The sequence below is a fragment of the Roseibium denhamense genome, from assembly GCF_009711415.1.
Taxonomy (GTDB): domain Bacteria; phylum Pseudomonadota; class Alphaproteobacteria; order Rhizobiales; family Stappiaceae; genus Roseibium; species Roseibium denhamense.
Window position 1 is genome coordinate 85509 of record NZ_SMLZ01000109.1, and the last position, 15749, is coordinate 101257.

At 56.9% G+C, this 15749-nt stretch carries 9 protein-coding genes; all 9 read right to left on the bottom strand.

From position 1 onward, the window contains the following. Positions 1-17: 17 nt before the first annotated feature. The gene (locus E1180_RS12810) at positions 18-3497 is read right to left on the bottom strand and encodes a PAS domain S-box protein (RefSeq protein WP_208997118.1); all 3480 of its coding nucleotides are present in this window, start codon (positions 3495-3497) and stop codon (positions 18-20) included. A gap of 130 nt (positions 3498-3627) precedes the next feature. Continuing rightward, positions 3628-5556 carry a hypothetical protein gene (locus tag E1180_RS12815; protein ID WP_155191580.1) on the bottom strand — a complete coding sequence of 643 codons (1929 nt, stop codon included), beginning with the start codon at positions 5554-5556 and terminating at the stop codon, positions 3628-3630. 13 nt (positions 5557-5569) lie between these two features. Next, positions 5570-7078, bottom strand: coding sequence for an MBOAT family O-acyltransferase (locus E1180_RS12820; protein WP_155191581.1), 1509 nt, complete (start codon positions 7076-7078; stop codon positions 5570-5572). Between the two features lie 3 nt (positions 7079-7081). Continuing rightward, positions 7082-8308, bottom strand: coding sequence for an SEL1-like repeat protein (locus tag E1180_RS12825; RefSeq protein ID WP_155191582.1), 1227 nt, complete (start codon positions 8306-8308; stop codon positions 7082-7084). Continuing rightward, positions 8305-8520, bottom strand: a complete 216-nt coding sequence (locus E1180_RS12830) for a hypothetical protein (RefSeq protein WP_155191583.1) — start codon at positions 8518-8520, stop codon at positions 8305-8307. The genes E1180_RS12825 and E1180_RS12830 overlap by 4 nt, the downstream gene beginning before the upstream one ends. Continuing rightward, the gene (locus E1180_RS12835; RefSeq protein ID WP_155191584.1) at positions 8513-9781 is read right to left on the bottom strand and encodes a hypothetical protein; all 1269 of its coding nucleotides are present in this window, start codon (positions 9779-9781) and stop codon (positions 8513-8515) included. The genes E1180_RS12830 and E1180_RS12835 overlap by 8 nt, the downstream gene beginning before the upstream one ends. A gap of 473 nt (positions 9782-10254) precedes the next feature. Beyond that, on the bottom strand, positions 10255-11847 hold the full coding sequence (locus E1180_RS12840) for a glycosyltransferase (protein WP_155191585.1): 1593 nt from the start codon (positions 11845-11847) through the stop codon (positions 10255-10257). Next, positions 11844-13442, bottom strand: a complete 1599-nt coding sequence (locus E1180_RS12845; protein WP_244314061.1) for a PilZ domain-containing protein — start codon at positions 13440-13442, stop codon at positions 11844-11846. Before E1180_RS12845 ends, E1180_RS12840 begins: the two co-directional genes overlap by 4 nt. A 286-nt stretch (positions 13443-13728) precedes the next feature. Then, positions 13729-15624 (bottom strand): DUF4114 domain-containing protein, encoded by a 1896-nt coding sequence (locus E1180_RS12850; RefSeq protein ID WP_208997120.1) that lies wholly within the window; start codon positions 15622-15624, stop codon positions 13729-13731. Positions 15625-15749 lie beyond the last annotated feature (125 nt).

The following is a 15749-nucleotide window of genomic DNA, read 5'->3' on the forward strand; positions in this document are numbered from 1 at the left end:
AAAGTCTTGCGGAGCTTTTATGGATCGGGTGCCAAGCCTATTTCCATCTCGTCCGCCAAAGCTTTCACATCTGCTAACGTATCGTCACTTATTGAAATCAGTTCGTCCACCCGTGTCAGGGCAGATGCGGTTTTTTCCTCACGGACCAAAGTGTTGATTTCTGCCGCAATCGTCGTCAGGCGTGTTGCGCCAAATGTCCCGGCAACGCTTTTCAAGGCATGTGTTGCGCGTTCCAGCTGAGTAAAGTCATGCGTTTGCGCCGCCAGACGGGCCGCTTCGCGTTTTTCCCGGGTATCTGCTTTGAACTGGTTGAGAAGTTTTTCCTGCAACGCCGGCGGCATGTCCGCCAGAAGCACTCTGGCCTCCGACAGTTCCTGATGCGTGGCAGGTGTTATTGCATGATCAAACGCGCTGGCATGCCTGCGGACATTGCGGGCAATACAGGCGAGAAGGTCCTGCTTCTCAACCGGCTTGGACAGGAAATCCGCCATTCCAGCCGCAAGAAACCGTTCCCTATCTCCACGCAAGGCATAGGCTGTTAGGGCGATGACCGGCGTATTTGTATTCCGGTGTCCGTTCTGGATATGCCTGGTCGCCTCGAGCCCATCCATTTCCGGCATAGAGATGTCCATCAAGATACAGTCATAATCGCGGTTTTGGGCAGCGATGACCGCTTCCTTGCCATTGTTGGCGATATCAATGTCGCATCCGGCCCGCTGAAGGGCATGAGACACTACAATCTGGTTGGTTGCATTGTCCTCCGCCACGAGCACTGTCAATCCATCCGGAATATGTTCCTCCAGCATGGCTACTTCCGGCTCCGGCAATTCTGCCTGCTCATCGGCCAGTTCAAGCGGAACACAGAAATGGAACGTGCTGCCGGCCCCAGGCAAGCTCTCCACCAGGATTTCACCGCCCATCAGGTCCGAGATACGCTTGCTGATGGCCAGACCGAGCCCAGTGCCGCCCTGTTTTTTAGTGTAGCTGCTGTCGATCGTGACAAAGTCACCGAACAAGCTTTCGTGCCTGTCCTTGGGTATTCCGATACCGGTATCTTGGACAGAAAAGCGGAAGACCGGACGAACCGGGTCATCCTTGTCGACGGAGACCGTTATACGAATAGACCCCAATTCCGTGAACTTGACCGCATTGGACACAAGATTGAGCAGCACTTGCCGCAACCGCCCTGCGTCACTTGTCACAACTTGAGGAACATCAGCCGGATAAATCAACTCCATGCCGATCCCTTTTTCCTGAGCAATCGGCATGAACAGATCGACAATGCTTCTGACCACCGTCTTGAGGCGGAAGGGCGCAGTTTCAAGCTCGGTACGTCCGGCCTCCAGTTTTGAGAAATCGAGAATGTCATTGATCAACTCAAGAAGTGACCGGCCGGAGTCGCGCGCAGTTTTGACATAGGACTTCTGGTCGGGATCAAGATCCGTATCACGCAGCAGGCTGAGGATCCCGAGCACACCATTCATAGGTGTACGGATCTCATGGCTCATCATCGCCAGGAATTTGGCCTTCGCTTCATTGGCAGCCTCAGCTTTTTCCTTGGCGTCCCGCAGAGCCTCTTCAGCAGCCTTTCGCTCGGTAATATCGCGGACATAGCCGAGAAACAGCGGCCCGCGTTCACCCTTGGTATGGCGGATCGCGAGTTCCACGATAATCTGATGGCCCTCCTTGTGCAGGCCTTCAATTTCGATCCGTTTTCCAAGAACGGGCCCTTCGCCCGTCTTCAGAAACTTTTCCAGTCCGGCATCATGCATGGCCCGGTATTTTTCGGGGATGATGTAGTCCGACATCTTTTCCCCAACGATTTCGGCAGCTTTCCAGCCGAACACCTCTTCCGCGGACGGGCTGTAATCCAGAACAGTGCCGTTCCCATCCATAACGATGACGCCGTCAAAGGATGCGGAGACCACATTGCGCAGCAGGCTTTGGCTACGAACCAGTTCCTGCTCCCGCTTTTTCAATTCGGTAATATCGACTCGAAAGCCGACCAAGCCGCCTTCACTTGTGCGGGACTCGATCACCCTGAGCCAGCGGCCGTCATCCAGGTGCTGTTCCATAGGCGCGCCCGGATGCCGGTGGTTCTGCATCCTGAGCTCCACCCAGTCCTCCAAGGCTTCTCCAGAGACTTGGTATTGCCCCCGCTGTGCCCCGTCCCTGATAATCTCCTCAAATGTCTTGCCGACCTCGATGAGATCCGCGCTGCGGCGGTAAAATTCCTTGTATTTGCTGTTGCACATGACCAGGCGGTCATCCGCGTCATAAAGCACAAACCCATCGGGCAAGGATTCGATCGCATCGACGAGCCGCGTTTCTGCCTGCAGCAGCTTGGCGGCGGCGGCTTTTTGCTCGGTCAGGTCCCGCAAAATGGCCGTATAGGTCACCCGGCCGTCCACCACGGTTTTGGACAAGGACAGCTCCACCGGATAGCGGCTGCCATCGAAGCGCCGCCCGGTTACTTCAAATCTTGCCTTGTCGTCATCGAGCTCCGGCGATGGACCGGCGCAACACTCGAATGGCAATACATTCGCATCGTCTTCAGGCAGGATGTCGCAAATCCGTTTGCCGGACAAATCATCGAACGAGGCCACCCCAAACATTCGCAGGGCCGACGGATTGGCGCTCAAAAGATCCCCGCCGGGAGACAGGGTCACCACACCATCCAGCATGGTTTCAAGGACCGCATTGACCTGCGCCTCACCGGTTTCGGCGCGCGTGATCGCGGCTTGCAAAGCCGCGTTCTTCTCCCGTTCTGCGTCTGCAAGGTCATGAACCCGTGTGAGTGCTCTCTGGCGCTGAGAAGACAGCACAAGTGTCAAGGCGACAGCGGCAAGGAAGGCAACCCCGAGAAGCACGATCAAACTGTCTATCGAAGTGACACCGCCGCCATAGAGCGCGCTTGCCGGCAGTATGACTTCCTGAATGCCCCGGATGTCCCCGACTTCCCAATCGGTCTTGGGAGACTCCGGGTGGGAGTTGTGACATGCAACGCAGCTGTCCTCCATCCGAACGGCCCGCGCACTGCGGAAGACGTTTCCGTCGGCTCTCGCTTCAAGCCGCTGATAGGGTTGGTCGGGAGCTTCGCTAAGAGCCGCCAGCGCTTCACGTTCGAAGCTGTCAAGTTCACGGTCCTGACGCCATGGCCACGGATGATTGGACAACATCCTGATCCGGCTTGATGCCCCAAGCGCAGCCAGTTCCTCCTCAAGCCCAAGGGTCATGGACACAGGTGCCGGGATCGTCAGGTCTTTGCCATGATAGTCATGGCTGACCGACATGTCGTCTGACAGATAGACCTTGTCGATCACTTCGCGCGAGTAGAACGACCGGGTCGCGGTCAACAGCTCGTTTTGCGCTTGTGCAGCGGCCGAGAGGTCGGCGGTTCTGGCCTTCTGGCCGAAATCGACCGCGATGACGTAGGCAGAGATGGCGGACGCGCAAATGAAAACCAGGACGAGCCAGAACGTTGCATCCTGAATCATGCTTACGATCCGTTGCCGCATTGTTCTGTCTCCGGTCTGTGTGTCCTGCGAATTCGAAAGACTCTTGCAGTCTTCACGTTTTAGTCTGGTCATTGGATGTAAAATTTCGCTTTAAGGAAACAACGGCAACTCAAGGTTTTGACGCGATTGGCAGCGCGGCAGGCCTGAACTCGAAGAACGGATTGCCGTTAAAGAAAGCCTGCCAGCTGTCGTATTTGTAGGTTTTGTGAAGTGCGCAGACGTCTGTGCATCCGTGAATGCTGAGTATCAGCTGGAAATCCGCGTCCGGATCAAAGAGGTTTGCATAGGCAAAGACCGTGTCGGCCGACTGCACGCCGGGGACTGGGCCGGAAAACCGTTTCTTGAAGGCCTCAGACGGCACGGATGACCACCCGCCTGCGGGGAACCAGCGGGGACCGGCCGGTCCTGCACCATCCAGATCACGCGGAGTTGCGGCCCCAAAAGTGAGCAGGAAGTCTTCCCGGCTTTTGAGCGCGGCAATATGGTCGCCGGTCATCAGATCAGGGAATTCGGCGGCGCTCAGCAGCGATATCCCTGCGTGCCCAGTGTCTTCGAAACGCTCGCCGGCACGTTTTGACGGGGAGCCATCACGGTCTTCAAAAGCCGCCTTTGGCCAATAGCGGAACAGGGCACCATTCTCATCGGCGCTCCATTCGTCATAAAAGCCTTTCACGACGGATCTACCGCGCGCGCTCAAGGCAGGATCGGACAAGTCTTTGAGCAACGCGGCCATGGAAACTTGCCAGTTCCAGGGAGCAATGCTTCCCTTGAACCTGAAGTCGATATCCTTGTTGATCCGGTAGAGCCCGACGGTTGGATCGAAATCCGGCTCGTATTCATTGGCGAGACAGGCCTGTGTTCCGGCAATTCTGTTAGCAAGCTCAACCGGGCAGCCTCCACCGAGGGCCTTGCAAGCCTTTGCAAGGCTGTTGGCAATCATCGCCTGATTGATCATCAGGGTCATCCGATCGTTGTTGTTCGTCGCGTAGATCGTTGAACTCCAACCGCAAGAAGGGTTCTGATTGCTCGTACGGCCGTTGACGCCATCTTGAGCTGCAAGGGTGAGACGCATCGACTTGCGGGCAAGAGCAGCAAACACGGAATCTCCGGTCTTCTCAAAAAGGCTAGCGAGGGCGCGAAGCCGATAGCTTTGGTTCCAGCTCTGCAGTCCTTCCGCATCCGACGAGCAGGCGCGCACCTCACCGGTCTGCGCGGCGAGGAGGCCGTTGACCGCATAGTAGAAATTGATGCCGGAAGGAGACCCGGATACTGTCAGAACGGCTTCGCCGTCAGGACGGTCTGCGCGCGGAAGCGTCATGAAGTCCGCGGTCTCGCTTGTCATGACAGGCGATTCAATGGACCCTGTCGTAAGGTCTATCCTGTAGATCCCGGCGGTATCCGTGTCTGCACATTCCATGCGGGCCCAGAGCACATCGCCTCGAACCAACACGCGTTCGGGCACGCAGCCCGCAAAATCGAGAAGAACCTCGGGCTCTTTGGAAACAAGGCCGCCTGCCCCGCGTTTATGGCGGATAAGCCGCGCCGGTTCGCCTGGCCGGGTGACCAACAGAAGAGCTTGGGTCTCGGTAAAGCGCAACAGTTTCGCGAGTGTGCCGCGCTTGAATGTGAGCCGGACCACGCTTTCCTGAAGCAGTTCGGTCTGCTTGTCGCCGGTTTTCCAGGTGCGCATGTGGACCAATGATCCATCGCGGGCGAGACGAATGGTGCCAAGGCGGGCTCCCTCCTGGGCAGGGCCACCGAGATCCCGGATCATGCCATCCACCGAGACGGTCGGTTTGTCATCGCCCGAATTCTTCGCGACAACAAGAAGGTTGGACCCGGCCTTCGATACGGTTTCAAGGCACTGGCCGGTCACGCCCTTGCGGGTGACATCTCCGCTCTTCAGGTCGACTTCGAGGCCTTGGGCGGGCAGAACCAGAAGGGCGTTTTGAACCGCACCTTCCGGTGCGGCCCAAGTTGTCGGTGTTCCGGCACAAAGGGCCGTTGAGAAGGCAAGTGTCAGAAAGAGCGAGCGCATCAGCTGTCTCCGGTCAGAAGTTGAAGTAGATGAACTCGGTCATTTCTGCGAGCCGATAGGTCTGGATCAGCGCCAGTCCGAACAGGACCGAGACACCGAGGGCCCAGCCTGTGGTCGGCTGCCAGCGCACCGGCAAGAACCCTTCCGAACGGCGCTGAGCAACCAGCTTCTTCAAGCCAAGCACCGGGTTGTACTTCTCAGTGAACTCGATGGCGTTCGGCAGGAGGAAGACGATAGCGGCAAGAGCAACCATCATGGCCCAAACCTGCAGGGTGCCGCTCAACGCGCTTTCCCAGAGCTTCGGCTCATAGACGGTCGAGAAGCCGGTCATGCCGTGGATGATGTTGCTGGCACCGTTAAAGCTCTCTGCGCGGAAGAACACCCAGGCAACGACGACGGCAAGGAGCGTGATGCCACGGCTCAGGAGGTTTCCGACCGGGCGCGGCAGTATGTTGGGCACATAGCCATTCTTGGACAGGGCATCCCAGCCATGATTGATCGCAAGATATGCGCCGTGCAGACCGCCCCAGAAGACGAAGGTCCAGCTCGCCCCGTGCCACAGACCGCCAAGAAGCATGGTGATCATGAGGTTGGCATAGCGGCGGATCGGACCACTGCGGTTGCCCCCCAGCGGGATGTAGAGATAGTCCCTAAGGAAGTGCGACAGGGTAATGTGCCAGCGGCGCCAGAAGTCGGAGATGCTGGTTGCCTTGTAGGGCGAGTTGAAGTTAACAGGCAGACGGATGCCGAACAGCCGGGCCAGGCCGAGCGCCATGTCGCAGTAGCCGGAGAAGTCGAAGTAGAGCTGGAAGGTGTAGGCAAGCGCGCCGATCCAGGCAGCTTCCAGCGGAACACCATTTGTGGTCTCGGCAAGGGAAAAGACCTGGTTGGCATAGGGTGCGATGCCGTCCGCCAGCACGATTTTCTTGAAGAGGCCGATGGCAAATAGTGTGCTGCCAACCGCAAGGTTCAGGACGAGCTTGTTGCGGAACACCGGCAGCTTGAACTGCGGAATGGTTTCCTTCTGCATCACAATCGGACCAGCGATCAGCTGCGGGAAGAACACCACGAACAGCATGTAACGGCCGAAGTCACACTGGATGATGTCACCCTTGTAGGTGTCGATCAGGAACGAGATCTGCTGGAAGGTGAAGAACGAGATCGCCAGAGGCAGGACCAGGTTGAGCATCGGGATATCCGCGCCGGCAATCAGATTCGCGTTACCGATAAAGAAGTCGGCATATTTGAACACCGCAATCAGAGCGAGATTGAAGACGATGCCCGTGATCAGGATGAACTTGTCGCGGACCTGCCGGAGCACCCGGTGAAAACCGTAGTTGATCACGACAGAACCCAGGAGAAGGGGCAGATAGACCGGGGTCCACCAGGCGTAGAACACCAGCGAGGCAATGGTGAGCCACCAGATAATGCCGTTTTCCCAGCCCCAGTGACGGAGCACGAGGTAACCGATGAGGACCGGCGGCAGGAACAGGTAGATGAATTCCAGGGAACTGAAAACCATAACTCAGCCCTCCTTGTTGCTGATGTCTTGCGGAGTGGTCCGCAGGAGAATGGTGAGATTTGCTTCGTCGGTTTTCTGAAGCTCTTCGAGCAAAGTGGCGCTGCCCTGGTGGCCACGGTCGGCACCTTTCCGGGCAAGTTCGAACGCCTTGGTCCGGTCCTGCTCGACAAGCTTGCCCTTTGCGTAAAGACGGCCAAGCTCTTCCATGGCACCCGGGTGGCCGGCAGACACTCCGCGCTCCAGCAGCTCGACAGCCGCTTCGGCATCGAGGCCGTGTTTTTCCTTCAGATGCAGACGGGCAAGGCCGGTGAGAGCACCGCCATGTTCCGCTTTTGCAGCAAGTCGAAGCCATTTCAGCGCTTCCTGAACGGTGTTCTTATCGTCGGAGGTTGCCAGCATCATCAGCGCGAGATCATGCATGGCTCCGGCGTCGCCGAGGTCGGCAGAGCGCAGGAACCAGTCGCGGGCAAGCGCCCGGTCCGCTGTCATGAATTCTCCGTCCCGGTAGAGCCGGCCCAGCGTCTTGGCTGAGCTTGCCGATCCATCGCGGGCTTTCTTTTCAAGACCGGCGATTGCGCGCTCGGCCCAGAACAGAGCTTGTTCCGGGTTGGGCGTAGAGCCATAGCGGCCGTTCAAAAGGATCCGGGCGTAGTTGATGGTGGACGACGGGTACCCGGCAATCGCAGCTTTCTCGTAATGATGAAAGGCGAGGGTCAGATCCCGCTCTGTGCCGATGCCACGCTCATAGTGTTTTGCGAGTTGAACGTGCGCTTTCGGGTAATCCCAGCCAAGAGACTTGTGGAACCACTGCAGAGCGATTTCTGCACACCGTTCGCCGGACGAACGCTGGAACAGCCGTCCCAGCTCATAAGCCGTCTCGCCGCGATAAACGAAGGAGTAGCGCACGGCTTCCATGAAGACCAGGCGTGCCTGGTCGAGGTCCGCGTCAACGCCCCAGCCGTTCTTGTAGGCCCGGCCCAGGTGGTAAAGAGCAACCGGATGACCATCGCTGGCAAGCTGGGTCAGGAGATCGGCGGCAGCTTCCCAACGGCCGACTTTCTGAAGGCCGCGCGCCTGTTTGATCATTTCCTCGATAGTAGGATCGATCCGCTCGGCCTTTGCTGCCGGGCGAACTGCATCGCCAGAGAGCGCTACAGCGCCGGCCCCACCGATGATCGCGGCGACAAAGGCTGCTTTTAGAATGTTTCGGTTCAATGGTTTGCGGGTCATTTGGGCAACTCCATTTCAAAGCTCGGCTGATCCCCTTCGGCCGACATTTGCCGGGCCATGGGCTCAGCATGATCAAACAGCCAATCGATGCGGTTTGGTTCCACAGCAGTGGTTCCCGGCATCTCGGTGAAGCTTGAGGCGGCAATGGCGCCAATCACAAAACCGGTTACGCAAATCAGGGCTTCTTCCAGGGTCTTGTTCGACTTAGCCATCGATTTGCCTCCAGATTCTGCAGGATGTGCCTTCTATCAGCTGAAGGGTGCCTTCGTTGTGGGTTTGGGTGATGTCGTCCGGACGCACCGGGCAAGCGAGATCAGCCCGGCGGTCCATCGCCGTTTTGACGCCTGCCTTATCGCTATCGATCACTTGCAGCAGTTCGCCGACGATCTTGCGGGCCGGGTTGGACCCGAAGTGATAGGCGTCTGTGAAATTTTTCAGATCCCGGGTAAAACCCGTGTCGAAATCCATGTCCACGACCGGCGCAAGATTTGAAAGCCGACCTCGGAATTTGTGGTTTGCGGCAGCAAGTCCGAAGTCATTGATGCGCTGCTGCATCTCGGAGATTGTCGGCGGAATGAAGAAGATGAGTTCGACATCGTGTTCGTCGCACCAGGCGGCAATCTCTTCGACCATCGCCCACAGGTCTTCTGATTGTTTGAACCGCCGCCAGTCAGCTGCACCATTGGTGCCAACCTGCTTGGCGAACAGGGACGGGAGATCCCGGTCAATTGCGATGTCCGGCCAGTAGCGCGCCCAGTGGCCCAGACCGAGCCCCCGACCGTGGTAAACAGCCGGCAAGATCAATGTGCCATTCGGTGTCTGCAAGATGCACTCGTCGCATAAGGCAGGGTCTAACAGCGCGTCGACGGAAAGAGTTTCAAGACCGCTGAGTTCACCGGCCTTTGCTTGCGAAATTGGGGACAGCGAAAGTTTCTCGGCGGCCTCGAAGACTTTCGGGTAGCGGTCCTGCAAAAGCGCCCAACCGGTCTTGGCCACAAACCAGTTCGTGTAGTAGCCGAACGGATCGTTTGCGAGTGAGATCGCCTCCGGCACGCGGTTCATGCCACCCTTGAACCGGGCATCCATGGACCGAAGCGGCAAGCTGACGATCAACGTTTCCAGGTCTGCGTTTTCCTTCAGATACTGGAAGGTGTCGTAGATCTCAAAAACGGTCGCCCCGCCATAGGCGAAATTGTAGACATCATTGCGTCCGAGTTCCTGCCAGTATTTGTCTTGAAGCGCGCGCGCACGGCTGTCGCCCAGAACAACCGTCGGTGCCTTGATCCGCGGATACTCGATCATCTTGTAAAGCGGATAGTGCGCCTTGACGCTGATTTCCGTTTTGTCGAGCCCAAGATCGATGAACTGGTTGTGGTTGTAGGCGTCAACGACACCGTTGAACGCAACCGGAGCCAGTGCGAGGCAAGCGGTCAGGGTCAATGCAGCAGTGTAGAGTTTCGGTGTCAGCTTCATAGCTGTGGCCCTCGTTTGATCCAATTGGCTGGATCCTTTCAAGAGCTGGGCCAACTCAGCTTTCGAATTATTATCCCAATTAATTCAAATAGTTGTGATTTTTTTGCATTTTTGGAAACTGGTAGGACTTAGCAATTGCGTAAGAGCAGTTTTGCAAATTGAAAAGGTCTCTGAGTGTGTTGGAGTCCTGGGTGTCGAACACCCTGTAAGTGTCACGCCGGACGGAGCGGAGCGAAGTTCCGGGGCCCACTCGCAGTTCTGGATGCCAAAGCCGGAGTTCCCTACCAGTCAATCGGCATCCGCCAGTTATTGCGCGTCAGGCTCTGCAAATGAGTTGCCGCGGGTCTAACCTCGTTCGCCCGGGGTAACCGCAGTGCCGGGCACAGTTTCTCCAACCTTATTTCTTTCCTTGGAGAACGGAACATTTCCCGTCCCCCCGAAAACAGTTGCAGTGTCCCGTCACAGTCAGCCAATCAGGCCGGCAAGCCGAGAATGTGGGCGATCATGAGACCACTCGGCGGTTCGATGAGACCCGCCATCAGGCAGACACCGACAAACAGCATCGTCACATAAAGAAGGGTGAGATAACTCGCCATGAGGTTCTGCAGGGTGGCGAGCAGCCCGTCGCCTTCACCTGCGCGCTGGTCACCGCGGTTGGACCAGCGTTGTTTTGACAGGCGGAAGATGCAGTAGACCTTCACCGACGCATTGATCAACTGGTTGAAGTAGAGAATGAACGGATAGCTGAGGTCCACTTTGCGGGCGTACCGATAGAGAAACAGCGACAGCAGCATCCGGGTTATGCAGATGAAGACCACATATCCGAAGATGTAGTAGGGGTCATAGAGAAACGTCGTGCAGACCGCGAGCACCGGGCTTACCAGCATGGTCCACATGGAAACGCGCTGGTCCAAAAGGCACCACCAGATAAAGAACGGCATCCGGCCCGGCCCCAATGCAAGGGCGCGAGAGCCATTGCGCAGCATGTTGCCAGACCAGCGGCGGAAGTTTTGAACCATCCGGTCCATGCCGGAGCCTTCAATGACTTCAACCGTGTAGCCCATGGCGTCGGGCACATAGAGCATGCGGCAGCCGGATTGGAGCATGTAGTACCAGGTGCTTTTGTCGTCGCCCGACAGGAAACGGAACTTCCCCCACAGCCAATGCTCGAGATGATCTGCCTCGAGAAGACGAATGAACTTGAGCTTTGTCAGGTGGTTCGCCCGGAAAACGGACATCCGTCCCGTCAGGGTCAGAACCCGGCCGGAGAGCGAGTGGGATTGCATGGCTAGCCGGCGCTGCGCAAAGCGCATGGTCAGCCAGTTGGCAATCCAGCGCGGGCCGATGCAAAGCACTTCTTCATCCGTCGTGCAGGCTTGCAGGTCCGGGTAAAGCTTGAAGAGCGGCAGGCATGCACCAACAGCATTTTTGGCCAGAATAAAGTCACCATCCATGAAAATGATGAGGTCGTCGTCTTCTACGTCACCCCGGCTCATCGCACGCAAAACAAGGCCAATCGCCAAACGCTTGCCGGGCTGGTTCTGCCGGACGACATGAAGGGTCACGTCAAGATCGGACCACTCCCGGGCCAGAAGATTGGAGATGAGGTCTTCGTCATACCGGTCGCCAGAACCGAGCCAGATCGTGCCCGGCACACCGGCGTCCCGGATTTCGCGGCAGATCGACCGGATCACCTTTTCCGTGATGTCCCGGTGTTCCTTGTAGGTCGTCATCATGAAGTGGAGGTGGCGGGGACGCCAGCCGTCCTCCCACACCTTCTTCCCGGCGTCCCGCATGGACGGGTAGACAAACTTGCCATAGATCCAGGCCCGCACGGCGTGAGTGAACCACCAGCCATAGCGCCAGACGCCGAGGATCCCGATCACAAAGGTGATTTGTTTCGTCGCCGGGCTGAAGAAGACGTTCTCAAAGGTGGTCACCCCGACAAAGCAGAGGCCGAAGTAAAGGCTGATCTGGAACAACGCAAATGGGGTCCATTTGGCCAACCCCCTCGGTTGATGCGTGATTTCATCGACGTTGAAATCCTGCTGCAGGGACCGGCTCATGTCGCGTCTCCGAGGTAACCTGAGATCAGCCGCAAGACCTTGTTTGCGCGGTACCGCTCAAAGTAGACGGTGACCGGTGTTCCGGATTGAGGAAGGGTGCCCCCCTTTGAGATCAGATCGACCTTTGCAGAACGCGCATCCGGTGCGCGGAACCGGTGCATTTGTGTGGTCTCATCAATGAACCCGTCTGTGCGGCTGATCATGTCTACTGTTGCTTCGATCCAGCGGTCTTCGGCCGGCACATAAATTCGGGCCGGGCTGCCTTTGCGGACCTGAGTGATTTCTTCCTGGGTCAGGAACGCTGTGATAACCCGGTGGTCGCTTTCCTCCAGAACCACAAGCGGGGCGCCGGCTTTAAGCGTTTGACCATCGGCTGCAATCACATCCACAACAGCGGCATTGGAGCCAAGCGTCACCGGCATCATGTCCGGTTGAACGCGCAGCTCTTCCAACAGCTTGGTGCGGAAGTCGACTTCCTGCTGCCAGCGCGCCACTTCGGCAATGCGTTCGGACTTCAATCCGCTGAACTTGTCGCCGTTCAAGATGCCAAAGTTTCCGCCTTCAGAGCCCAATTTTTCCAACTCGGCAACGTGAATGATGTGTTTTTCAAGCGCGCTCTTGGCCGTGGCCAACTCAAGCTGTGCCGTGGCGAGCACATCCCGTTTCAAGTAGCCTTGTGCGAACAGATCCTTGTAGCGGTTCAACCGGTCCTGGGCCGTTTCAACGGCAAGCTCTAGTGTGACGGTTTCTGCGCGGGCCTGGCGCAGATCATTGGCAGCGACAAGGCTGTAGCCTGTTTCGCGGTCGGCTTCGACTTGCAGATAAAGCTTGTGCTCGGAGAGCTCCACCTGCGCCTGCATAAGCGCGGTTTCGGCTTTGCGGATTTCCGAAATCAGCGCGTCGTTCTCGATAAAGGCGATCGGAACTCCAGAAGCTGCAACATCACCGGTGCGCAGGCTCAGACCGGTGAGACGTCCGGTCGCCGGTGCCGTGACCTCATAACGTTCGGCACTGACGACTGCGGTCGAAATTTCCAGGCGGAAGAGCGTTGCGAAAATGTAAATCCCGACATACCCGAAGACGGCAATGCCAAGGGCGAAATAGAAGAGCGACATGACGATCTGCTTGATCGGCCAGCGGCGGACGGGGATTCCCTGTGCCGGGTTTGGGTCCGGTTTGGTAGGCACCGGTGTGACCGGTGTATCGATGCGAACAATCGTGTCGGTGACGTCTGTCATCTTGCCGCGGACGAGATCCTCGACAAAGTGTTGCATCAACGCCGTTTCCCGCTCTCCAAGGTCTACGAAGCGGAAAGCGACCTCTTTGGTGTCTTCACTCGAACGGACGACTTCAGCGCTGGCCTTCAAGGTGATGTTGAAGCCCTGGAACGGCAGGGTGCACAAGAGAGGGTGGTCCGATCCGACCTCAGGAAGCGGCGCAGAAAGGCCGGAGATCCGGCAACCGCCGAGCCCCCAATCCGCAGCGTCAAAAGTCTGATCACCAAGGGTGACGCGCATCGGCGCTGTTACCCTGTAGTGCAGCCTTTGGCTGGGCCTTTCATGAATGATGTCCACTTTTGCAACCTTTGATGTCATCGGCACCAATGTGTTCGCAAGGACGATGCCAACCGGGATTGTCCGGGCCGAGACCTGCAAATGAGATCCGCACAAACGATAGGCAATTGAAAAATATAGAAAATTTCAAAGGCTAGACTCAGCATCCTGGTCACTCTTTGCAAATTGCAAACCCCAGGAGGACTGTGTGGACTGGGGCCAGTTTCTCATTATGCAAAGGGCAGAGCTGAAGAACGGGGAAGGAAAATGCCGGGCCGAACGCTTCGGTCGCTTTGAGCGAAAGTCGTCGGCCCGGCATTTTTGATCGTTAGAAGAGGAAGCAACCGTTATCGAACAACGAATTCACGGTTTGACCTCCGGCATTTTCCAGGACGCAGACATCCTGATAACTGCCATTGCCGTTCCAATCGACAGAAAGCGAAAGATCACCGTTGGTTTCGGACCCCTCGATCAATTGTAGAAACGTTTGAGCGTCATTGCTGCCCGCAAGATGGCTGAAATCCAGAAGATCCAAATCCACGTCGAAATCAGTGATCGTATCGGTACCGCTGAGATCGTACGTGCGATAGACAAACGTGTCGGTACCGCTGCCACCTGATAAAATGTCGGAACCTTGCAGTCCGCGGATCTGATCATTGCCGGCCCCACCATCTATGATGTTGTCGCCTTTCGACCCTTTCAGGATGTCGTTGCCGCCCCCTGACTGAATATTGTCGATGAACTTCAGGGTGTCGGTTCCGATTTCCAGACCATGCGCCCGCTTGTTATGCAAGGAAATAGACAAGTCGACCTCAAAGGCGGAGTAATCGACCGTGTCATTGCCGCGTCCACCATGCATCATGTCATTTCCGGCATCGCCATAAAATGTATCGTCGTCATGACCGCCATAGAGCTGGTCGTCTTGATTTCCCCCGTAGAGATGGTCGTTCCCGGCACCGCCTTTCAGGACATCTTCGCCATATCCCCCGGTCAGGACATCATCTCCAGATCCACCGATAAGCACATCATCACCGTGCCCACCATCAAGCGCATCATCACCTGTACCGCCGTTGAGCGTATCGTTTCCACTTTCACCAAACAGCGCATCGCTGCCGTTGTTCCCGTTCAAGTTGTCATCCTGCTGTCCGCCATAAAGGGTGTCGTTTCCGGAATTGCCGTACAGATCGTCGGAGCCCGAACCACCATAAAGGTCGTCGTCACCGCTCCCGCCATGCAGGTCGTCATGGCCGTTCTCCCCATAAAGCCGGTCGTTTCCGGAACGGCCATGGAGTTCATCCGCGCCATCGCCGCCCATCAGCAGGTCATTGTCGGTGCGGACAATTGGCGGCAGATCGTTACCCGTCCCTGGATCAGGGTCAGTGCCAGCGTCATCCTGCGTGAAATGCGCGTTCAACAGCAGAGCATTTGCAACGCCGATATCAACAGTGAAGACGCTGTCGTCAAAGTCACGGTCACCGCCGTTGAACAGATCTTCAAACCCGAGTGTGAGCGTACCGGCATCTGTTTTCAAAACGCCGGTTGTATGCAGGATCCCATCAGGATTTAGACCAACCGTCTCGCCGTAAGCCGCCGTATGATAGGGGTTGTACTTGATAAGCGTCTGTGTGCCATCCGGCGCGATATGATAGAGCCGTGGAGCCTCACTCCCGACGGTCGCGGATGAACCATCGGCGTTCAGGAACTTCAAGCTTCCGTTTTCCAGATCCAGACCGGAATACCCACCGTTCAGGCTGTAACCGTTAGACACGATGAAAAAGGCAATCTTGTCTCCGGACTGTACGTCCAGATATTCGCGGGACTGGCCCTGGATCAAGTCGCCACCGCTGTGTTTCAACGAGGCATTCGGCCAAATGAACTGAACGTCCGTGATGGTGCCGTCTTCAGCCACTTTGTAATAGCCGAAAGTGTTGCGATACCCTGCAGTCTCGCCTTCAAAAATGACCGAGACCGGATAGTCGTTGGCAACTTCGACCGACGTTACATGCACCAGATTGGGGCCGCCGGAACCGTAAAGAATGTCGTCGCCGTTGTTTCCGTAGAGCGTATCATCGCCGGTGCCGCCCCAGACCTCGTCATTGCCGTTGTGGCCTTTCAAAAGGTCATCGCCGAAGCGGCCGGACATAACATCGGAATGCTTTGTCCCATTCAAAGTATCGTCTTCATTGGTCCCAATCATGGGACGTGTTGCGGGCAAACTCGCCATGTGATTACTCCTTCGCTTACGCGCATGCGCGCGATCAGGCAGGAGAAGTGCAAAGAGAAGACCAAATGGCCGGAGAAGCCGGCACTTTGGCGACTAGAACACTGATTTTTCTGTAGTTTCAGGGA